Here is a 19,509-nt window from a genome sequence, read left to right on the forward strand (position 1 = left end):
AGACTCTATCGCAGACGAGCCGTCTATCCTGGTTCGACATGGACCTCACGACCGACTCACTGCTGCTGACCCTGGCCCTCAACCACCGTCTGCGCTCGACCCTGCCCCCTGACGAGGTGACCTCTGCGTTCCTCGACGATGATCGTGATGTTCCTCTCATCGTCTCCGATGAGGTCTTCGACTCGGTCGTTCCCACCGGTCTGCTGCTCTTCATCGCTGAGGCGGCCGCCTCGGGAATCACCCATGCGCGCTTGGCGCTGCACCACCCGTCTCTGCCGCATGCGACTCCCCCGGTCGATCGCACCGCCCGAACGAAGGTCGGACGCCACACCGCCCCCGTCGTCCTCCATCGCGGCGATGAGCAGGCGGCGATCGCCCTCATCGGCGCCGAGGCGAACGTCGAGATCATCGCCTGTGCGCCCACCGTCTTCCGCCCCGTCACGGTCGGGTCCGCCCCCGAGGCGCTGCGGCGTCTGCGCCTGCTGGTGATGGAGGGCTTACGCCTCGTCGAGACCATCGACGTTCCCGAGGACTGGCGGCAGGGGCCGTGGCGTGACTGGCAAGAGGAGCTGTCGACGATGCACCCGATCTCCCGGCTCATCCCCACTGAGGCGGATTCCCGAGCGATCTACGCCGCCCTCGACATCCACCACCGGATGCGCACCGTGCTCGCACCTGCGACCGTCGCCCCGCCAGAGTTCGGTGCGCTGCTGTCTCAGCTGCACCCCGCCGCCGCGGACTACATCATGGCAGTGGCTACGATGAAGGGGTGAATGAGACGCCTCAGGCCACCGCCTCCCAGATCCCCGTCCAACTGCTCGTCATGGACGTCGACTCGACATTCATCAACGAAGAGGTCATCGACCTCATCGCCGCCCATGCCGGGGTCGGAGACAAGGTCGCCGACATCACCGAACGCGCCATGGCCGGAGAGCTCGACTTCGCCGAATCCCTCGCCGAACGGGTCGCCCTGCTGAGCGGGCTGCCGGAGACCGTGCTCGATGAGGTGCGAGAGCAGATCACCCTCACCGAGGGAGCCGCCGACCTGGTCGCGGCAGTGCACTCCTCGGGCGGCCAGGTGGCTCTGGTGTCGGGCGGCTTCACCGCCATCATCGCTCCCGTCGCCGCACAGCTGGGCATCACCGACGTCTTCGCCAACGGACTCGACATCCATGACGGGCTGCTGACCGGGCGGACGAACGGCCGTGTCATCGACCCGAGCGCCAAGGCCGAGATCTTCGAGAATCTACTCGCTGCCGGCGGATACGATCGTGCCGCCTCGGTGGCGATCGGTGACGGCGCCAATGACATCGGCATGGTCGAAGCCGCCGGCCTCGGAGTCGCCTTCTGTGCGAAACCGGCGCTCGTCGCCGCAGCGGACGCGTCCGTGGAGACACGCGACCTGCGAGCCGTCATCGACCTGGTCGCTGCGCGTGCAGACGTGTGAGCGATCCCTCCCAGGGTGTGGCACCGGCGCCATTGACCATTGACTGACCGAAGACGCCTGTGGCGCTGACGAATGTTTCGTCAGCGCCACAGGCGTCTTGTCGACAGATCGCGTCGGTCAGACGGTGCGTTCAGACTCCGTGGAAGACCCGGATCTGCGGGGCCGGGTAGTGTCCCGGCTCCACGTCCCAGCTCTCGAGGTCGAAGACCGCGATCGACGAGGGACGGAAGGTATCGGGAACCCCGCCTTCCGGATTGAGGTGGCCGACCACCTCGGCGACGGTCGGCTGATGGCCCACGATATACGCGCACTGCGCATCCGCGGGAATCGAGTTGATCGCATCCAACCAGTCGTCGACGGACCCGGAATACAGCGAGGGATCCTCGCGCAGGGTCAGGTCGCCCGGTTCGTCGAGAGTTCCTCCATGAGCGCGGTTGACGGCTTCGACGACAGCCTGTCCGGTCTGCACGGTGCGCCTGGCCGCCGAGGCGATGGCCACATCGGGTGACCAGCGCTCGGCGATCTCGGCTCCGGCCTCGACCGCTTGAGCCAGACCCTTCGCATCCAGGGACCGTTCGAAGTCGGTCGGACCGTGCGCTTCCGCCTTGGCGTGGCGGGCGAGGATGAGCACAGGCATGAGTGGTCTCAGGCGCCGGTGGAGTGGAATCCGCCGTCGACGTGGATCATCTCGCCGGTAGTGGCGGGGAACCAGTCGGAGAGCAGGGCGACGATGGCCTTGCCGGCAGGAGTGGTGTCCTTCTGGTCCCAGCCCAGGGGTGCGCGGTCGCCCCACATGTCTTCGAGCGTTCCGAAGCCGGGGATCGAGGTTGCGGCGGTGGTCTTCAGCGGTCCGGCCGAGACGAGGTTGACGCGCACGCCGTCTTCACCGACGTACTTGGCGAGGTAGCGGGCGGTCGATTCGAAGGCGGCCTTGGCCACACCCATCCAGTCGTAGACCGGCCAGGAGATGGTCGCGTCGAAGGTCAGTCCGACGATTCCGGCGCCCTTGTTGAGCACGGGCTTCGCGGCCACGGCGATGGCCTTGAGCGAGTATGCGGAGACGTGGATGGCCGCGGACACGGAGTCCCAAGGCGTGTCGAGGAAGACTCCGCCGAGGGCGTCCTTCGGAGCGAAGGCGATGGCGTGGACGATTCCGTCGATGTTGCCGCCGAGGCGCTCGGGCAGGGCCGCGAGGTCCTCTTCGTTCGTGGCGTCGAGTTCGATGACCTGCGGGGTCTCGGGCAGGCGTTCGGCGATCACCTGAGTGATCTTCATCTGGCGACCGAAGCTCGAGAGAATGACCTCGGCTCCCTGCTCCTGTGCGATGCGAGCAGCGGCGAAGGCGATCGACGCCTCGGTGAGCACGCCGGTGACGAGAATGCGCTTTCCGTCAAGAATTCCCATGGTGGTCCTTTCGAAAGGAAGGTGGTTTGCGTGTGCATGACGCCGCTTCGGGCGGTGTCTCTGTATCGAAGTCTACGGGCTGCGGCCCGGCGGGGCCGCATCGTCTGCGGACGAGGATCCGGTTGTGACCGGCCCAGCGCCGTCTGAGTCAGTGGCCCATGCCCAGTCCGCCGTCGACGGGGATGACGGCACCGGAGATGTAAGCGGCTTCATCGGAGGCCATCCAACGGACGACCTTGGCGACCTCACCGGGTTCGGCGAATCGCTTCGCCGGGATGGTGGCGAGGTACTCTGATCGCTGCTTCTCGCTGAGCTCATCGGTCATATCCGTGCGGATGAAGCCCGGGGCGACGACATTGGCGGTGATTCCGCGGGAGCCGACCTCACGGGTGATGGATCGGGCGAAGCCGACGAGACCGGCCTTCGAGGCGGAGTAGTTCGCCTGACCGGGCACCCCGTAGAGACCCGACACCGAGGAGATGAGGACGATGCGGCCCTTCTTCGCGCGGATCATCCCGGTGATTCCGCGCTTGACGGTGCGGAAGGCACCGGTGAGGTTCGTATTGATGACGGATTCGAATTCGTCATCGTTCATCCGCATGAGCAGATTGTCGGCGGTGATTCCGGCATTGGCCACGACGACCTCGACGGGACCGAGCTTCTCCTCGATCTCGGTGAACGCCCGATCGATCGATTCGCTGTCGGTGACATCGGCGGCCACGGCCAGCGCTCCCTCCGGGGCCTGACCGTTGCGGGAGGTGACTGCCACCTTGTCCCCCTGGGCGAGGAATTCCTCGGCGATGGTGCGACCGATTCCGCGGTTGCCGCCGGTGACGAGGACTGTGCGTGGTTCTGACACGTTGGTCTCCTGTTGATCGACTGTGTTCTTCAAATCTATCGTGGACAAACCTATCCTGTCCTTTGGCCGATGGATATGACTCTCACAAAGGACGAGTATCATGTTTGGCAGTCATCGATCGAAGAAGGATATGGTCAGGCACGCTCAGCAGATCACAACGGCAGACACCGCCCTTGATGACGATATGCGGTCTCGGATCATCAAGTATTCGATCACCATGGGCATCAGGACGGTCTGCTTCGTGGCCGCCTATTTCGCTTTCGTCGCAGATATGCACATCCTCATGTGGATCTGCGTGGCAGGGGCGGTCGTCCTCCCCTACCCTGCGGTGATCTTCGCCAATGCGGGCCGTGAACGCACCCGAGATGATCGTTCCGCCCTGCTCGAACAGGCCCCGCTGACAGAGCTGCCGCCGGCGCGCGGTGAGACGATCTCCGGCGACACCCTCGGAGGGGATACGGTCGACGACGCAGATCCCCGAGGTGGCACAGATCCCCGAGACGGCGCCCCTGACGAGTCCGATCCAGGCGCGGATCACCGGCACGAAACGATCCGGGGCGAGACGGTCCCGGGCGACACCGTCCAAGGTGAGACCGTCGACGACAACGACGAGGACAGGAGGGACCAGGCTTGAGCGAGCAGCTGCAGTGTTCCGCGAAGGAATGCCGGGCGTTCGCGACCCGCGCCCTGCTGTGGAACAATCCCCGCGTCCACACTCCCGAGCGGAAGAAGACGTGGTTGGCCTGTGATGAGCACCTCGACTATCTGCGTGACTTCCTGACTCTGCGCGACTTCTTCATCACCGACGTCTCCGTCGACGATATTCCGGAGGACGCAGGTTGAGCCGCTATTCCTTCCTCTTCTCCGCACGCTGGCTCAAATACATCGCCATGGCGATCATCGTCATCATCGCCTGCGTGTTCCTCGCCCTGTGGCAGAAGGACCGCCGCGATCAGCGGGAGCAGGAGATCGCGACGATCACCGCGAACTACTCCGCCGACCCCGTCGACATCACCTCGGTGCTCTCGACACCGAATTCGACGCTGGAGACCACCGATGAGTGGACCCAGGTGGAGCTGACCGGATCGTTCTCCGACGAGGACACCGTCCTCGCACGCAACCGGACGGTGGAAGACAAACCCGGCTTCTATGTGGTGACTCCGTTCGAGATCACCAGCGGATCGACGATCGCCGTCGTCCGCGGCTTCACCGCCGAACAGGATTCCGTGCCGCCCGCTCCTCGGGGTGAGCAGACCGTCATCGCTCATCTGCGTCCCGCTCAGGACGGATCCGAGGATGAGAATCCGAAGGGCCTCATCAAAGCCATCGATCCCGCGCGCATTCCGGGAATGGACGATGCCTATGCGCATGTCTACGTCGAGGCCTCACCGGCGGAGACAGGCGGTGCCCCGGAAGAGGGGCTGACCCCGCTGCCGATGCCCGAGCTCGATCCGGGCAACCACCTGTCCTATATGCTCCAGTGGTTCGCCTTCGGAATCATGATCATCATCGCCGTGGTCATCTCGGCCCGACGTGAGCGCAAGGCAGCCGCCGAGGCGGTCGAGCACGGCACTGTCGAGAACGAAATGGTCGTCATCGACAAGGCCGCCCTCGACGCGGGCGCGAAGATCAGCCAGCCCGGCAGCCGCTATGGCCGCAACCGCTGGGCCTCGCCCACCGTGCGCGGGCAGGCCGAAGCCGAGGAGGATGCCCTGTTCGAGGAGCGCTTCCGCTCAAAGTGAACTTGCTCAGGCGAGCGTGACGAGATCGAGGTACGTGTCGTTCCACAGGTCCTCGTCGCCGTCGGGCAGCAGCAGCACGCGGTCGGGGTCGAGCGCGGACACCGCACCCTCATCGTGGGTGACGAGCACGATCGCACCTTCGTAGCGGCGGATCGCCGAGAGGATCTCCTCGCGGGACGCCGGATCGAGGTTGTTCGTCGGCTCGTCGAGCAGCAGCACGTTCGCGCTCGAGACCACAAGGGTGGCCAGCGCCAGACGTGTCTTCTCGCCACCCGAGAGCACCCCGGCGGGTTTGTGCACATCATCACCGCTGAAGAGGAACGAACCGAGCACATTGCGCACCGCGGTGTCGTCGAGGTGCGGGGAGTTCCGCGACATGTTCTCCAGCACTGTGCGCTCGAGGTCGAGAGTCTCATGCTCCTGCGCATAGTAGCCGAGCTTGAGGCCGTGTCCGGGCACGACTTCTCCGGAGTCGGGTTCGTCGAGTCCGGCGAGCAGACGCAGCAGCGTCGTCTTGCCGGCACCGTTGTAGCCGAGCACGACGACTCGTGTGCCCTTGTCGATGGCGAGATCGACACCGGTGAACACCTCGGTCGACCCGAAGCTGCGAGAGAGTCCTTCAGCCGTCAGCGGCACACGTCCGCAGTCGGCCGGTGCCGGGAAGCGCAGATTCGCGACCTTCTCCGTGGCGCGTTCGTCCTCGAGACCGGCGAGCAGTCGGTCGGCACGCTTGGCCATCTGCTGGGCGGCGACGGTCTTCGTCGCCTTCGCCATCATCTTGTTCGCCTGAGCGTTGAGCGCCGCGGCCTTCTTCTCGGCATTGGCACGTTCGCGGCGGCGGCGCCGCTCATCGTCCTCACGCTGTTTGAGGTAGAGCCGGTAGCCCATCGAATAGATGTCGATGGTCTGACGGGTGGCGTCGAGGAAGAAGACCTTGTTGACCACTTCATCGATGAGATCGAGGTCGTGGCTGATGATGATCAGACCACCGGAGTAGGCCTTGAGGTGGTCGCGCAGCCACAGCACGGATTCGGCGTCGAGGTGGTTCGTCGGCTCGTCGAGGATCATCGTATCCGGGGCCGAGAATAGGATCCGGGCGAGTTCCACACGGCGACGCTGACCGCCGGAGAGCGTCCCGATCTCCTGGCTGATCAGGGCCTCGTCGAGGCCGAGGTTCGCGGCGATCGCGAAGGCTTCGGATTCGGCGGCATAACCACCGGCCGCGATGAACTCCGCTTCGATGCGCGGGTAGCGGTCGATGGCCTTCGTCGCCACCTTCTCGTCCGGTGAGGCCATCTGCCGTTCGGCCTTGCGCAGACGCTTGACGAGGACGTCAAGATCACGCACCGAGAGGATGCGTTCCATTCCGGTGGCGGTGAGGTCACCGCTGCGCGGATCCTGCGGCAGATAGCCGACGGTGCCGGAGATCGACACGGAACCGGATTGCGCCGGGTGTCCGCCCATGATCACCTTGGTCAGGGTCGTCTTGCCGGCGCCGTTGCGGCCGACGAGACCGACTCGGTCGCCCTTGTCGACGCGGAAGGACACCTCGGACATGAGGGTGCGGGCGCCGACGGCGACTTCGAGGCCGGAGGCCTGAATCATTCTGTCTCCAAACTGCGGCCGATGAGTTCGGCCAGAAATTCTTGGGGGTGGATGCCGCGGGCCTGTGCCCGGGCGACGAGTTCATCTGCGACTGAGGACGGCACACGACAGGACACGACAGTGGTGTCCGGCCCGGCCGCTGCGGTCACGGGCTCGACGGAAACATCGTCCTGAGCAACAGGTTCCGTCGGGTCGTCTGCCGGATCATCGTCGGCCGTCGCGGTCGACGTCCCCGCGGGGACGTATCCTGGGCCTTCCGGCACGGACGTGCCCTTTTGGAAGGCGGTGGCAGCCGCACGTGCGCGATCATCGGCGGCCTCATTGAGTTCGTGGTTGTTGTGTCCTTTGACCCACTCGAACTCGACAGTCCGCCCGCTCAGTGCCTCATCGAGAGACGCTAAGAGGTCCTTGTTGAGGACTTCTTTTCCATCGGCCTTCTTCCACCCTTTGCGTTTCCACCCCGGCATCCATTTGGTCAGGGCGTTGATGACGTACTGCGAATCACAGTATATCTTCAGCTCCTCGTCGCTGTCCGCGGTCGACCGGAGCAGGTCGAGGACGGCCATGAGCTCACCGCGGTTGTTCGTCGCGTTCTTCCACCCGCCGGCATGCCAGGAGGTGTCGTCGATGTACCAGGCCCACCCGGCGGGTCCGGGGTTGCCGAGCGCGGATCCGTCGGCGGCAGCGATGATCGTCAATGGTTCTCCTTGGAAAGTCGGATTCCATTCTTTCACGCCGCTCTCGGGTTCTCGGTCCGTGGGGCGGTGATCTCCGCGACTCTGCCCGGACACGAGTGCCGGATCGGACGACGATCGCCGAGGCGGGGCTGACCTTCTCAGGTCGCCCCGCCTCGGCGATGGTGTTCGTCTGCGTCCCCGCGGGGACGCAGACAACCGAACGTCGTCGGTGTCGGATCAGATGTTGAAGCCGAGGGCACGCATCTGTTCGCGGCCGTCCTCGGTGATCTTCTCCGGGCCCCATGGCGGCATCCAGACCCAGTTGATCCGGTAGGCCGGCACGATTCCCTCGAGCGACTGTGCGGTCTGGTCCTCGATGACGTCGGTCAGCGGGCAGGCTGCCGAGGTCAGGGTCATCTCGATCACGGCGGTGCCGTCGTCTTCGACCGAGAGTCCGTACACGAGGCCGAGATCGACGATGTTGACACCGAGCTCGGGATCGACGACGTCCATCATCGCCTCGCGCACTTCGTCGACGCTGGCATTCTGCGGTGCGTCAATGACTTCAGGCATTGTGTTTCTCCTCACGAGCTGCTTGTGCTTGGTTGAGTGCGTCCTTGAACGCCATCCATGCCAGGAGAGCGCATTTGATCCTGGCCGGGAATTTCGACACTCCGGTGAACGCCGCGGCGTCACCGAGAATCGACTCATCCGCCTCCATTGTCCCACGTGAATGCATGAGTTCGTGGAACGCGCCTTCGATCTCGAGCATCTGCGCGACGGAGGATTCGGCGGCCAGCTCCGACAGCACCGAGGCCGAGGCCATCGAGATCGAACAGCCGTCGCCGGTCCACCTCACCGCGATCGTGCCGTCCTCACGCAGTTCGGTCTCGAGCTCGATCTCATCGCCGCACGTCGGGTTCACCTGATGCGAATATCCGTGCGGTGACCCTGCGGCATCACGGAGCAGTTCGGTGTTGCCGATGCGTGCCCGCGACTGGTCGAGGATCACCTGTTGGTAGAGCTGCTGCATCTGTGTGCTCATCGGTTCGCTCCCCTCCTCAGGCGACTCCGAAGAAGGGCCGCACTTCCGCCAGAGCGGTGAGGAAGCGGGTGCAGTCTTCGACGTTGTTGTACAGGTACGTGCTCGCCCGCGTCGAGGCGGTGACCCCGAAGCGGCGGTGCAGCGGCTGAGCGCAGTGGTGGCCCACCCGCACGGCGATGCCCTGCGAGTCGAGATACTGTCCGACATCGTGGGCGTGCACGCCGTCGACGTCGAAGGCCACGGTTCCGATCCGGTCTTCGGCCTCGCCGAGGATGTGGATTCCGGGGATCTGGCCGATCCCGTCGAGGAGGACTCGGGCGAGTTCCTTCTCATGCTCGAGAACATTGTCCAGCCCCACCTCGGTGAGGTATCCGATCGCTGTCGCGAAAGCCGCCACCTCGGCGACCGGCTGAGTGCCGGCCTCGAACCGCTGCGGAGCGGGCATGAACTCGGTCTCCTCCATGGTCACCGTGGTGATCATGGATCCGCCGGTGAGCACCGGCGGCAGAGCGTCGAGCAGTTCGGACTTGCCCCACAGCGCGCCCAGGCCGGTGGGGCCGAGTGCCTTATGAGCGGAGAACGCGGCGAAGTCGACGTCGAGGTCGACGAAGTCCACGGGCATATGCGGAACGGACTGGCATGCGTCGAGCACGACGTAGGCTCCGATGGCGCGGGCCCGTTGCACGAGGCGGTCGACCGGGTTGATCGTGCCGAGGACGTTGGAGACGTGCGTGAACGCGAGCACCTTCGTCGATTCGTCGACGATCGTGTCGAGATCGGTCAGATCGAGTTCACCGGAGTCAGTGACCGGCAGCCAGCGCAGCTGTGCTCCCGTGGAGGCAGCCAGCTGCTGCCACGGCACGAGATTCGCATGGTGCTCCATCTCGGTGACGACGATCGAGTCACCGGGGGCGAGGGCGAAACGCTCTGCGTCGTCTCCCCCGAAGCCATGGCTGGCCCGATCCATGCCGAGGGCCACGATGTTGAGCGCCTCGGTCGCGTTCTTCGTCCAGCACACCTGTTCCGGTGTCCCGCCGACGAGTCCGGCAGCGGCGATCCGACCGTGCTCGAAGGCGTCCGTGGCCTCGACGGCCAGGGAGTGCGCACCTCGGTGGACGGCGGCGTTGCGCTGCTGGAAGTACTCGACGAAGGTGTCGATGACGCACTGCGGCTTCTGCGATGTCGCTCCCGAGTCGAGATACGACAGCGGCGACTCCCCGACCCTCACATCGAGGATCGGGAAGTCGCCCCTCAGACGTGAGAACATCAGACGCCGGCGGTGAAGAAGCGGTCGTAGCCTTCGTTCTCGAGGCGTTCGGCCAGTTCCGGTCCGCCTTCCTCGGCCACCTTGCCCTTGATGATCACGTGGACGTGATCGGGCTTGATGTAGTTGAGGATGCGCGTGTAGTGGGTGATGAGCATGATGCCGACGTCGGTGGCGTCCTTGACGCGGTTGACGCCTTCGGACACGATGCGCAGCGCGTCGACGTCGAGGCCGGAGTCGGTCTCGTCGAGGACGGCGAACTTCGGCTTGAGCATCTCGAGCTGCAGGATCTCGTGACGCTTCTTCTCGCCGCCGGAGAAGCCTTCGTTGACGTTGCGCGAGGCGAAGGCGGGATCCACGCGAAGGTTCTCCATGGCCTGCTTGAGGTCCTTGGTCCAGTTGCGCAGCTTCGGAGCTTCACCGTCGATGGCGGTCTTGGCCGAACGGAGGAAGTTCGTCACGGTCACGCCGGGAACCTCGACGGGGTACTGCATGGCCAGGAACAGTCCGGCCTTGGCACGCTCGTCGACGGACATCTCGAGGACGTCCTCACCGTCGAGGGTGACCGAACCGGAGGTCACTTCGTACTTGGGGTGCCCGGCCAGGGCATAGGCCAGGGTCGACTTGCCGGAGCCGTTGGGGCCCATGATGGCGTGGGTCTCGTTCGTGTTGATGACGAGGTCGATGCCGTTGAGGATGGGCTTGAGACCGGTATCGGTGTTGACACCGACGTGCAGGTCTTCGATCTTGAGAGTGGACATAATGATCCTTCTTCTTCGGTCTTGAGGTCAGTTCAGGGTGGTGTTCGGGTCGACGAGGATGCGGCCGGCGATCTCTTTGCAGTCATAGACCGCGACGGGTTCGAACGCCGGGGGATTCACCGGCTTGCCCGTGTTGAGGTCGAACTGCGAGCCGTGCAGCCAACATTCGATGGTGCAGTCCTCGACGTCGCCTTCGGCCAGCGACACCTCACCATGGGTGCACAGGTCGTCGATGGCGTGGATCGTGCCGTCGGAGTCGCGAGCGATGCAGATCTCGTACTCGCCGACCTCGACGCGCATGGTGCCGCCGGGGGCCACCTCGTCGGTGGCCGCCACGTCGATCATGGTCACAGAACACTCCGGGACAATTCGTCCTCGATGCGTTCGTTGAGCACGTCTTCGATCTCGGGCACCTGGATCTTCTGGATCACTTCGTTGAAGAATCCGCGGACCACGAGCTGACGAGCGACGTCCTCGGGGATGCCGCGGCTCATGAGGTAGAACAGGTGCTCCTCATCGAAGCGACCCACCGAGGAGGCGTGGCCGGCACCGGCGATGTCTCCGGTCTCGATCTCGAGGTTCGGCACCGAGTCGGCGCGGGCGCCATCGGTGAGGATGAGGTTCCGGTTGAGCTCGTAGGTATCGATGTCGAGGGCTTCGGGACGGATGAGCACATCGCCGATCCACACGCTGCGCGCGTCCTTGCCTTGCAGAGCGCCCTTGTAATGGACGTTCGACTGGGCCTTCGGCGTGTTGTGGTCGATGTAGGTGCGGTGCTCGAGGTGCTGACCGGCATCGGCGAAGTAGAGTCCGAGCAGTTCGGCCTCTCCCCCGGCTGCCGAGTAGCGCACGTTCGTGTTCAGGCGCACGACGTCACCGCCGAGGGTGATGTGGATGTGCTTGAACTTCGCGTCCTTGCCCACGATCGCATCGTGCTGACCGAGGTGCTGGGAGCCGTCGTCCCACAGCTGCAGCGAAACGAAGGTCACGTCCGCACCATCGCCGATGACGAGGGAGACGAGCTCGGAGTACCGGGCCAGTCCCTCGTGTTCGACGACGATGGTCGCCTTCGAGTTCGCGCCGACGGTGACGACGACATGGCCGTGGCCGAGTGCCTCACCGGTGCCGTCCGCGTGGATGATCGCGGCCCGCTCGAGTTCGGTGTCCGCGGGGACCGAGTAGTGCGTCACCGCAGAGGCGCGGTTGGCGGCGACGGCCGCGGCGCGGTCCTCGGGCTCAAGGATGCCCAGTTCCTGGGCTGACTCGAGCGAGATCTCCTCGACGGACAGGCCCTCGGGCAGATCCGACTCGAACTTCAGCTTCGCCTCGGTGGCGGTGTCCTCGAAGAACTCGCTGAACTTGCGGACGGGAGAGAAGCGCCATTCCTCCTCCCGGCCGGTGGGCACGGGGAAGTCGGCGACATCGAAGCTGCGCGTGCGCGCATCGCGCTTCGAATCGGGCACCTGGACCTCGGAACCGTGCGAATGCTCCGAAAGGCCAAGCGGGTTGGTGGTATCAGTCACAGATTTACTCCTTTGAGTGCAGTGGGCGCCGGGTCGGGTCTCAGCCGACCGCGCCTTCCATCTGCAGTTCGATGAGGCGGTTGAGTTCGAGGGCGTACTCCATCGGGAGTTCGCGTGCGATCGGCTCGACGAAGCCGCGCACGATCATCGCCATCGCCTCGGTCTCCTCCATGCCGCGGGACATGAGGTAGAAGAGCTGATCCTCACTGACCTTCGACACGGTGGCCTCATGGCCGAGTGTGACGTCGTCTTCGCGGATGTCGATGTAGGGGTACGTGTCCGAACGGGAGACGTTGTCGACGAGCAGGGCGTCGCAGAGGACGTTGTTCGACGAGCCTTCGGCCCCCGGGTGGACGTGGACGAGTCCGCGGTAGCCGGCGCGGCCGCCGCCGCGGGCCACGGACTTCGACACGATCGACGAATGGGTGTGCGGAGCGGCGTGGACCATCTTCGCACCGGTGTCCTGGTGCTGTCCCTCGCCGGCGAAGGCCACGGACAGCGTCTCGCCGCGGGCGTGCTCACCGGTCAGCCAGATGGCCGGGTACTTCATGGTCACCTTCGAGCCGATGTTGCCGTCGACCCATTCCATGGAGGCGCCCTCTTCGGCGATGGCGCGCTTGGTGACGAGGTTGTACACGTTGTTCGACCAGTTCTGGATCGTCGTGTAGCGGACCTTCGCATCCTTCTTCGCGATGATCTCGACGACGGCCGAGTGCAGGGAGTCGGTCTTGTAGATCGGAGCGGTGCAGCCCTCGACGTAGTGGACCGAGGAACCCTCGTCGGCGATGATGAGCGTGCGCTCGAACTGGCCCATGTTCTCCGTGTTGATGCGGAAGTAGGCCTGCAGCGGGATCTCGACGTGGACGCCCTTGGGGACGTAGACGAAGGAGCCGCCGGACCAGACAGCGGTGTTCAGAGCGGCGAACTTGTTGTCACCGGACGGAATGATCGACCCGAAGTACTCTTCGAAGATCTCCGGGTGCTCGCGCAGGCCGGTGTCGGTATCCATGAAGATGACACCCTGAGCCTCGAGCTCCTCGTTGATCTGGTGGTAGACGACCTCGGACTCGTACTGAGCGGCGACACCGGCGACGAGGCGCTGCTTCTCGGCCTCGGGGATGCCGAGCTTGTCATAGGTGTTGCGGATGTCCTCGGGCAGGTCCTCCCAGGACGTCGCCTGTCCCTCGGTGGAGCGAACGAAGTACTTGATGTCCGCGAAGTCGATTCCGGTGAGGTCGGCGCCCCAATTCGGCATCGGCTTCTTGTCGAACAGACGCAGAGCCTTGAGTCGACGCTTGAGCATCCACTCCGGTTCGTCCTTGAGCTTCGAGATGTTGCGGACGACTTCCTCGCTGAGGCCGCGGGTCGCGGTCGCGCCGGCATCGTTCTCGTCGTGCCAACCGTATGCGTACTGCCCGAGGTCTTTGAGCTCGGGATTCGCATCGATGATCCGATTTCCTGTGTCAGTCATCGTGAACCTCCTTGAGGTCGATCATTGCTGTGGATGAGTGGTCTGGTCAGTTCCGAAGTCGGAATGTGGGTGGTGCACACATGGTCGCCCTGGGCCAGCGACGACAGCCGCCGCACGTCGACACCGAGGTAGTCGGAGAACATCGCGAGCTCTGCTTCGCAGATCTCCGGGTACTCTGCCGCCACGGCCTGGATCGGGCAGTGTCCCTGGCACAGCTGCATCGCCTCCAACGGGGTTCCGGCCGCGACCGGGGTCGCCGAGGCGGCGTACCCTTCCCGTGTGAGTGCGGCGGCAAGTGCACGTGAGCGAGACGCCACTGTGGTGCCGCCGCGCTTTTCGAGTTCCGGTCCGAGTCGCTCCCGCAGTCGGCTCACGAGGTCTTCCGTGAAGCCCTCCACTGCCGATCTGCCGTGCTTGTCCTCCATGAAGCGCAGGATGTTCACGGCCAACTCGTCGTAGGAATGACTGACCGAATCGTGTCCGGCCGTCGTGACCACATAGTGCCGGGCCGGTCGGCCCCTGCCCGCCTGTTTGCCGGCGAGTTCACGGACCTCGAGAAGGCCCTCACTCTCCAGCGCGTCCAGGTGACGACGGATCGCCGCGGGAGTCAGCTCGAGGGCTTTGGCCAAAGACGAAGCAGTGATCGGCCCTTCGTCGAGCACCGACTGGAAGACCTTCTGCCGGGTTCGGCGATCTTCCGTGTCGTTTGCAGCCATAATCCACCTCCTTGACTAACACAACAATATTGTTGCGTAATTTGTTTCGTAAAACTAGGTGAGCCTAACCACCGCCCGCGTCGCGCGTGGACACCTGCGGTTTCGACACCCGTTTCGACGCGTCGTAGAATAGCCTGGTGTCATCTCCGGCCCTGACCATTCGCGGTCTCCAGTACTCCTACGGCACCCACCGTGTCGTCGACGGAATCGACCTCACGGCCGAGTCCGAATCCGTCCTCGGCGTGCTCGGACCCAACGGCGCAGGAAAATCCACGACCATCTCCCTGGCCGTGGGCACCCGCCGCCCCGAATCGGGCACGGTGGAGATCTTCGGGCACGACCCCGTCGCCGAACACGCGACGACGTCGCAGCTGGCCGGGGTCATGCTCCAAGACGGCGGACTGCCGATGAGCTCGAAGCCCCTGCAGGTGCTGCGGCACCTCTCCACCCTCTATGAGAATCCCGTACCGGTCGACGAACTCGCCGAACCGCTGGGTCTCCACGACTTCGCCGGACGCACGATGCGCAGGCTCTCCGGGGGACAGAAGCAGCGAGTCGCACTGGCCGCGGCCCTCATCGGACGGCCGCGCCTCGTCTTCCTCGACGAACCCTGCGCCGGTCTCGACCCGCAGGCTCGCGAGGTCGTCCACAGCTTCATCCGCGATCTCGCCGACCGCGGAGTCGCCGTAGTCCTCACCACCCACGACCTCGCCGAGGCCGAGGAGCTCTCCGACGAGGTCGTCGTCATCGATCGGGGACGGATCATCGCTCAGGGAGCGCCCGAGGAGCTGCGCAGCGCCTCCGCCGGGTCCCGGTCGCTGACGATACGCCTCGACTCCCCCGTCCCCGCCGCCCTCGTCGATCGGCTCACCGAGCTCGGTCCCGCCTCGGCGCAGGGTTCGATGATCTCTCTCGACGGAGCACCGACGGCGAGTCAGATCGCGGCCGCGTGCACTGCCGTCGCCGAGGCGGGACTGCAGATCACGGACATCGGCATGCAGAGGCAGTCCCTGTCTGACGTCTTCTTCGAACTGACCGGGAGGCCGCTGCGATGACCTCGACACGCATCGTCTCGCAGGCGAAGTTCGAGACCCTGTCCGTTCTGCGCAACGGCGAACAGCTGCTGCTCTCAATCATCTTCCCGCTGGGCCTGCTCGTCTTCCTCGCGAAGACTCCCCTGCTCACCGGGCTCGGGGTCATCGAGGCCGGGGCCGATCCGCTGTCGATCGCCGTTCCCGGGGCGCTGAGCCTGAGCCTGGCCTCCAGCGCATTCACCGGGCAGGCGATCGCAACCGCCTTCGACCGCCGCTACGGGGTGCTCCGGCAGCTGGCGACGACTCCGCTGGGGACGAACGGACTCATCCTCGGCAAACTCGGCGCCGTCATCGTCGTCGTTCTCATCCAGTACGCACTCGTCTTCGCCGCGGCGGCGATTCTCGGCTTCCGGGGTCCCGTCGACATCCTCGGACTCATCCTGGCCACACTGTTCGGCACCGCCGCGCTGCTCTCGCTCGGTCTGCTCATGGCCGGCACAGTCCGCGCCGAGGCGACTCTCGCGGCGACGAATCTCATCTGGGTGCTCATGGCGGGCGTCGGTGGCCTCGTCATCGCACATCCGGGAGAATGGGGAACGGTGGTGGGCTACCTGCCCTCCGGTGCGCTCGGCGACGCCATGCGGTCGGCCATCGGACACGGCGGCACAGACATCAAGGCAATCATCGTGCTCCTGATATGGGGGCTTGTGGGAACGCTTGCGGCACGCAGGTGGTTCCGTTTCGAATGAGGAGTGAAGTGGTCACGAAGAAGATCCGCATCGCCGCTTGGGCCATGCTCATCGCCCAGGCAGGGATCATCCTGACCGGCGGAATCGTCCGGCTCACCGGCTCCGGGCTCGGCTGTTCGGACTGGCCGAAGTGCACCCCGGATTCGCTCGTGGCCACCAGCGAGATGGGCATCCACGGCGCCATCGAGTTCGGCAACCGCCTGCTGGCCGTGGCGCTGGCGATCCTCGGCGTGTGCATCGCACTCATGCTGTGGAGGCACCGGAAGCAGCGCCCGGATCTCTTCTGGCTCAATATCGGCCTGCTGGCCATCGTGCCCGTCCAGGCCGTCGTCGGCGGAATCACCGTGTGGACGAAGCTCAACCCCTGGGTCGTCGCCGGACACTTCGTGCCCTCGGCCGTCGCTGTCGGGGTCGCCGCCTACTTCGTCCGCCGCACCTATGACACGGGAGTGCGACTGAGGACCAAGGCCTCAGCTCCGCTGCCGACTCTGGGCTGGATCATCCTCGGTCTCACCGCGATCATCGTCGTCTTCGGCGTGCTCACGACGGGGGCCGGGCCTCATTCGGGTTCGACGATCTCGACCCGCAACAACCTCGACAACATCTGGGTCACCCGGCTGCATGCCGCGCCCGTGTGGCTGCTCGTCATCTCCACGATCTCCGCGCTCGTCGTCGCCCGGAAGAAGGCGCAGACGGCGATGGTCGCCCCGCTGACCGTGCTTCTCGTCGTCGAGGTCGCCCAGGGAATCATCGGCTACGTCCAGTACTTCCTCGGTGTTCCCGAACTGCTCGTGGCCTTACACATGGTCGGCCTGTCGGCTACGATTGCGGCAAGCGTTGCCGTCCTCGACAGCGCCTACCCGAGGAGCACCGATGTCAATACCGATCGTTCCGTGTCTGTGGTTTCCTGACTGCGCCGAGGAGGCCATGGAGTTCTACTGCTCCGTCTTCCCCGATTCGCGAGTCCTGTCCATCGAACGCTATCCCGACGAATCCCTCGACGAACACTTCAAGGGGATGAGCGGGAAGGTCCTGACCGGCCGGTTCGTCCTCGACGGCACAGAGTTCATCTGCCTCGACGGCGGACCGGTGTTCACATTCAACGAGGCGATCTCGCTGACCGTCGAATGCGCGGACCAGGCCGAGATCGACCACTATTGGTCGAATCTGTCGGCGTCACCCGAGCACGAACAGTGCGGTTGGCTCAAGGACCGCTTCGGAGTCAGCTGGCAGATCGTTCCCGCGAATCTCGGCGAGCTGATGACCGGTCCGGCACAGACTCGGGCGCTCATGAGAATGAAGAAGATCGTCATCGACGACCTCGTCAACGCCGGCTGAGAATTTGCGTTCCGACCCGAAGCGCAAGGCACAGACGCACAACGGCCCAGTTTGAGTTGGATAGCACTGTTTCAAATCTGTGCTATCCAGCTCAAACTGGGCCGAATGGATCAGCGGGTTCTTCGGCGAATCACCAGATACCGGGGATCAGGGTGGGCACGAACGGGTCGATGGCCACTGCCAGGAAGAGCAGTGACAGGTAGGTGATCGAACCGTGGAAGACCTTCATCGCCTTGAGCGAGGTGCCGTCCTTACCCTGCTTGGCACGGGAGACCAGCGAGTAGCACGACCACAGGAACCAGACTCCGGCGCCGACGGCCACGATCGTGTAGACAGGACCCATCGGAGCGACGGGAATGAGCGCGAGTGAGCAGGCGATCATCGCCCAGGTGTAGAGGATCATCTGACGGCCGACGGATGTCGGCGGAACCTTCGACGGCAGCATGGGCACGTCGGCGGCGTCGTAGTCGGCCTTGTACTTGATCGCCAGCGGCCAGTAGTGCGGCGGGGTCCAGAAGAAGACGACGAGGAAGAGCAGCACGGGCTCCCACGCGATTCCTCCGGTCACGGCCGACCAGCCGATGAGCACGGGCATGCAGCCTGCAGCGCCGCCCCAGACGATGTTCTGTGAGGTGCGGCGCTTGAGGACGAGGGTGTAGAAGACTGCGTAGAGCAGAATCGCCGAGGCGGTGAGTCCCGCCGTGACCCAGTTCGTGAATCCGCCGAGCCAGAAGATCGAACCGATGCCGAGCACGAAAGCGAAGATGAGTGCAGAACGGGGGCTGATCTCACCGGTGACGAGGGGACGGTCCTTCGTCCGTTCCATCTTCGCGTCGATGTCACGGTCGACGTAGCAGTTGAAGACCGAGGCCGACGCCGCAGCAGCGGCTCCGCCGATGAGGGTGTTGATGACCAGCCAGATGTTCGGCAGTCCCTGAGCGGCCAGGAACATCACGGGCGCGGTCGTGACGAGGAGCAGCTCGATGACGCGCGGCTTGGTCAGCGCGATATAGGCGCTGATGATCGAACGCGGTCGGGTAGCGAGGCTCTGCTCGTCGATGGCCCTCTGCAGAGGTCGTTCACTCTGCTCTTCCCGGTTCTGACGAAGTTTGCTCACGCCCTAGATTCTACCTGTTGTCGAAGTTTTTGCCAGTCGCGCGCAGGCGAGTCGAGTCACTGACGATGCGGACGAGGAAGGCCACCGCCGCACACACCGGAGCAAGCACGACGACCTGCACGATGAGCACTGAGATGAAGCTCAGCGAGGCCGACTGCGGATCCGTCCGGAGGAGATTCGCATCGACGCACAGACCGATGAATCCGGTGATGACGGAGTAGACGAGGGCGGTCGTCCACACCAGTCCGCCGCGCCGTGCATTGAGCATCACGGCCAGCGCTGCCGCGAAGGGGATGAGCAGAAGGAGTGTGCCCAACGTCCACAGGCCGAGCTCCCCGATGTCGACGGTGCCGCGGAGCGGCTGGGCGATCGCCGACGACACGGCGACGGTAGCCACGGCGAAGAACACCGGGCACGCCGTGCCGATCCGGGAGATCAGCCGACGGAGCCCCCTCGTCTGTTCGGCCACCTCGGCGAAGTCGGGGCGCCTGCCCGCCGGCCGATCGGATCGCTGGTCCCCGCTGTCTGCGACGGCGGCATCGATCACGGGATCAGCACCTTTGCTCACCCTGTCATCCCTCCAGTCAGGCACAGTCCATTTTCGGTCTCCGCAGCACACAGCAGCTATTGGATGTCGAACCCGCAGCTGTGCGCGAGACCACACTTTACCCGTCGGTAGCCTAAATGTCTCGCTCCCTCTCAGCACGGCGGGTGAACAGGGGCGGCGCTTCAGGCATCCGACGGGTAGAGTTTGAAT

Annotated in this window: 24 protein-coding genes; 9 read left to right on the forward strand and 15 right to left on the reverse strand. The window is 64.8% G+C overall.

The features are described from left to right. Nucleotides 1-38 precede the first annotated feature (38 nt). Together AC239G_RS09860 and serB are read left to right on the forward strand one after the other, a co-directional pair. Nucleotides 39-773, forward strand: coding sequence for a hypothetical protein (locus AC239G_RS09860; RefSeq protein ID WP_139908061.1), 735 nt, complete (start codon nt 39-41; stop codon nt 771-773). After that, nucleotides 770-1,447 (forward strand): phosphoserine phosphatase SerB, encoded by a 678-nt coding sequence (gene serB / locus AC239G_RS09865; protein ID WP_229663929.1) that lies wholly within the window; start codon nt 770-772, stop codon nt 1,445-1,447. The genes AC239G_RS09860 and serB overlap by 4 nt, the downstream gene beginning before the upstream one ends. Nucleotides 1,448-1,577: 130 nt before the next feature. On the opposite strand, the gene AC239G_RS09870 is transcribed toward serB, so the two are convergent. The 3 genes from AC239G_RS09870 to AC239G_RS09880 form a co-directional block, all read right to left on the reverse strand. Continuing rightward, nucleotides 1,578-2,084 (reverse strand): SixA phosphatase family protein, encoded by a 507-nt coding sequence (locus AC239G_RS09870; protein ID WP_172169584.1) that lies wholly within the window; start codon nt 2,082-2,084, stop codon nt 1,578-1,580. 8 nt (nt 2,085-2,092) lie between these two features. Next, nucleotides 2,093-2,851 (reverse strand): enoyl-ACP reductase FabI, encoded by a 759-nt coding sequence (gene fabI, locus AC239G_RS09875; RefSeq protein WP_101544266.1) that lies wholly within the window; start codon nt 2,849-2,851, stop codon nt 2,093-2,095. Between the two features lie 148 nt (nt 2,852-2,999). Beyond that, nucleotides 3,000-3,710 (reverse strand): beta-ketoacyl-ACP reductase, encoded by a 711-nt coding sequence (locus tag AC239G_RS09880; protein ID WP_139908064.1) that lies wholly within the window; start codon nt 3,708-3,710, stop codon nt 3,000-3,002. Between the two features lie 100 nt (nt 3,711-3,810). Between AC239G_RS09880 and AC239G_RS09885 the strand changes: the two genes are divergently transcribed. Genes AC239G_RS09885 through AC239G_RS09895 form a run of 3 tightly spaced genes read left to right on the forward strand, consistent with a single transcriptional unit; the run spans nt 3,811 to nt 5,452 of the window. After that, nucleotides 3,811-4,344 carry a DUF3099 domain-containing protein gene (locus AC239G_RS09885; RefSeq protein WP_487488762.1) on the forward strand — a complete coding sequence of 178 codons (534 nt, stop codon included), beginning with the start codon at nt 3,811-3,813 and terminating at the stop codon, nt 4,342-4,344. Further along, nucleotides 4,341-4,553 carry a hypothetical protein gene (locus AC239G_RS09890; protein ID WP_139467273.1) on the forward strand — a complete coding sequence of 71 codons (213 nt, stop codon included), beginning with the start codon at nt 4,341-4,343 and terminating at the stop codon, nt 4,551-4,553. Before AC239G_RS09885 ends, AC239G_RS09890 begins: the two co-directional genes overlap by 4 nt. Next, a complete protein-coding gene (locus tag AC239G_RS09895; protein ID WP_487488763.1) occupies nt 4,550-5,452 on the forward strand; it encodes an SURF1 family cytochrome oxidase biogenesis protein in 903 nt (300 codons plus the stop codon). Before AC239G_RS09890 ends, AC239G_RS09895 begins: the two co-directional genes overlap by 4 nt. Nucleotides 5,453-5,458: 6 nt before the next feature. On the opposite strand, the gene AC239G_RS09900 is transcribed toward AC239G_RS09895, so the two are convergent. From AC239G_RS09900 to AC239G_RS09945, 10 genes are all read right to left on the reverse strand, one after another. Next, nucleotides 5,459-7,057 (reverse strand): ABC-F family ATP-binding cassette domain-containing protein, encoded by a 1,599-nt coding sequence (locus AC239G_RS09900; RefSeq protein ID WP_092013696.1) that lies wholly within the window; start codon nt 7,055-7,057, stop codon nt 5,459-5,461. Further along, on the reverse strand, nt 7,054-7,755 hold the full coding sequence (locus tag AC239G_RS09905) for a ribonuclease H family protein (protein WP_487488764.1): 702 nt from the start codon (nt 7,753-7,755) through the stop codon (nt 7,054-7,056). Before AC239G_RS09905 ends, AC239G_RS09900 begins: the two co-directional genes overlap by 4 nt. Nucleotides 7,756-7,971: 216 nt before the next feature. After that, entirely contained in the window at nt 7,972-8,307 is a 336-nt protein-coding gene (locus AC239G_RS09910; RefSeq protein WP_025778421.1) for a metal-sulfur cluster assembly factor, read from the reverse strand. Further along, on the reverse strand, nt 8,300-8,779 hold the full coding sequence (gene sufU / locus AC239G_RS09915) for a Fe-S cluster assembly sulfur transfer protein SufU (protein WP_172169596.1): 480 nt from the start codon (nt 8,777-8,779) through the stop codon (nt 8,300-8,302). The genes AC239G_RS09910 and sufU overlap by 8 nt, the downstream gene beginning before the upstream one ends. A gap of 16 nt (nt 8,780-8,795) precedes the next feature. Further along, a complete protein-coding gene (locus AC239G_RS09920) occupies nt 8,796-10,046 on the reverse strand; it encodes a SufS family cysteine desulfurase (RefSeq protein ID WP_487488765.1) in 1,251 nt (416 codons plus the stop codon). Next, nucleotides 10,046-10,804: a Fe-S cluster assembly ATPase SufC gene (gene sufC / locus AC239G_RS09925; RefSeq protein WP_139467277.1), complete on the reverse strand. Its 759-nt coding sequence runs from the start codon at nt 10,802-10,804 to the stop codon at nt 10,046-10,048. The genes AC239G_RS09920 and sufC overlap by 1 nt, the downstream gene beginning before the upstream one ends. A 27-nt stretch (nt 10,805-10,831) precedes the next feature. After that, nucleotides 10,832-11,155 carry a non-heme iron oxygenase ferredoxin subunit gene (locus tag AC239G_RS09930; RefSeq protein WP_487488766.1) on the reverse strand — a complete coding sequence of 108 codons (324 nt, stop codon included), beginning with the start codon at nt 11,153-11,155 and terminating at the stop codon, nt 10,832-10,834. Then, a complete protein-coding gene (gene sufD, locus AC239G_RS09935) occupies nt 11,152-12,327 on the reverse strand; it encodes a Fe-S cluster assembly protein SufD (RefSeq protein ID WP_264798683.1) in 1,176 nt (391 codons plus the stop codon). The genes AC239G_RS09930 and sufD overlap by 4 nt, the downstream gene beginning before the upstream one ends. Nucleotides 12,328-12,367: 40 nt before the next feature. Further along, on the reverse strand, nt 12,368-13,798 hold the full coding sequence (sufB, locus tag AC239G_RS09940; protein ID WP_039207512.1) for a Fe-S cluster assembly protein SufB: 1,431 nt from the start codon (nt 13,796-13,798) through the stop codon (nt 12,368-12,370). Next, nucleotides 13,795-14,514: a helix-turn-helix transcriptional regulator gene (locus tag AC239G_RS09945; RefSeq protein WP_139467280.1), complete on the reverse strand. Its 720-nt coding sequence runs from the start codon at nt 14,512-14,514 to the stop codon at nt 13,795-13,797. The genes sufB and AC239G_RS09945 overlap by 4 nt, the downstream gene beginning before the upstream one ends. A 137-nt stretch (nt 14,515-14,651) precedes the next feature. On the opposite strand from AC239G_RS09945, the gene AC239G_RS09950 reads away from it, so the two are divergent. From AC239G_RS09950 to AC239G_RS09965, 4 genes are read left to right on the forward strand one after another with little or no spacing between them, the layout of a single operon-like run. Then, nucleotides 14,652-15,569, forward strand: a complete 918-nt coding sequence (locus AC239G_RS09950; protein ID WP_487488767.1) for an ABC transporter ATP-binding protein — start codon at nt 14,652-14,654, stop codon at nt 15,567-15,569. After that, nucleotides 15,566-16,297 carry an ABC transporter permease gene (locus tag AC239G_RS09955; RefSeq protein ID WP_139467282.1) on the forward strand — a complete coding sequence of 244 codons (732 nt, stop codon included), beginning with the start codon at nt 15,566-15,568 and terminating at the stop codon, nt 16,295-16,297. Before AC239G_RS09950 ends, AC239G_RS09955 begins: the two co-directional genes overlap by 4 nt. A gap of 8 nt (nt 16,298-16,305) precedes the next feature. Then, nucleotides 16,306-17,208 carry a COX15/CtaA family protein gene (locus tag AC239G_RS09960; protein WP_248283843.1) on the forward strand — a complete coding sequence of 301 codons (903 nt, stop codon included), beginning with the start codon at nt 16,306-16,308 and terminating at the stop codon, nt 17,206-17,208. A gap of 16 nt (nt 17,209-17,224) precedes the next feature. Next, nucleotides 17,225-17,635: a VOC family protein gene (locus AC239G_RS09965; protein ID WP_258041961.1), complete on the forward strand. Its 411-nt coding sequence runs from the start codon at nt 17,225-17,227 to the stop codon at nt 17,633-17,635. Between the two features lie 130 nt (nt 17,636-17,765). Here AC239G_RS09965 and AC239G_RS09970 read toward each other — a convergent pair whose 3' ends face one another. Both AC239G_RS09970 and AC239G_RS09975 read right to left on the reverse strand, forming a co-directional pair. Next, nucleotides 17,766-18,752, reverse strand: a complete 987-nt coding sequence (locus tag AC239G_RS09970; protein ID WP_101544292.1) for a heme o synthase — start codon at nt 18,750-18,752, stop codon at nt 17,766-17,768. 10 nt (nt 18,753-18,762) lie between these two features. Next, nucleotides 18,763-19,320, reverse strand: a complete 558-nt coding sequence (locus tag AC239G_RS09975) for a hypothetical protein (protein ID WP_376905646.1) — start codon at nt 19,318-19,320, stop codon at nt 18,763-18,765. Nucleotides 19,321-19,509: the final 189 nt, after the last annotated feature.

The sequence above is a fragment of the Brevibacterium sp. Lmc1 genome (assembly GCF_057654315.1).

Bases quoted from the DNA above. Each gene is read 5' to 3' on its own strand.
- AC239G_RS09860 (WP_139908061.1), top strand. From the start codon at position 39: ATGGACCTCACGACCGACTCACTGCTGCTGACCCTGGCCCTCAACCAC.
- AC239G_RS09870 (WP_172169584.1), bottom strand. From the start codon at position 2,084: ATGCCTGTGCTCATCCTCGCCCGCCACGCCAAGGCGGAAGCGCACGGT.
- fabI (WP_101544266.1), bottom strand. From the start codon at position 2,851: ATGGGAATTCTTGACGGAAAGCGCATTCTCGTCACCGGCGTGCTCACC.
- AC239G_RS09885 (WP_487488762.1), top strand. From the start codon at position 3,811: ATGTTTGGCAGTCATCGATCGAAGAAGGATATGGTCAGGCACGCTCAG.
- AC239G_RS09900 (WP_092013696.1), bottom strand. From the start codon at position 7,057: ATGATTCAGGCCTCCGGCCTCGAAGTCGCCGTCGGCGCCCGCACCCTC.
- AC239G_RS09910 (WP_025778421.1), bottom strand. From the start codon at position 8,307: ATGCCTGAAGTCATTGACGCACCGCAGAATGCCAGCGTCGACGAAGTG.
- sufU (WP_172169596.1), bottom strand. From the start codon at position 8,779: ATGAGCACACAGATGCAGCAGCTCTACCAACAGGTGATCCTCGACCAG.
- AC239G_RS09920 (WP_487488765.1), bottom strand. From the start codon at position 10,046: ATGTTCTCACGTCTGAGGGGCGACTTCCCGATCCTCGATGTGAGGGTC.
- sufC (WP_139467277.1), bottom strand. From the start codon at position 10,804: ATGTCCACTCTCAAGATCGAAGACCTGCACGTCGGTGTCAACACCGAT.
- sufB (WP_039207512.1), bottom strand. From the start codon at position 13,798: ATGACTGACACAGGAAATCGGATCATCGATGCGAATCCCGAGCTCAAA.
- AC239G_RS09945 (WP_139467280.1), bottom strand. From the start codon at position 14,514: ATGGCTGCAAACGACACGGAAGATCGCCGAACCCGGCAGAAGGTCTTC.
- AC239G_RS09955 (WP_139467282.1), top strand. From the start codon at position 15,566: ATGACCTCGACACGCATCGTCTCGCAGGCGAAGTTCGAGACCCTGTCC.
- AC239G_RS09965 (WP_258041961.1), top strand. From the start codon at position 17,225: ATGGAGTTCTACTGCTCCGTCTTCCCCGATTCGCGAGTCCTGTCCATC.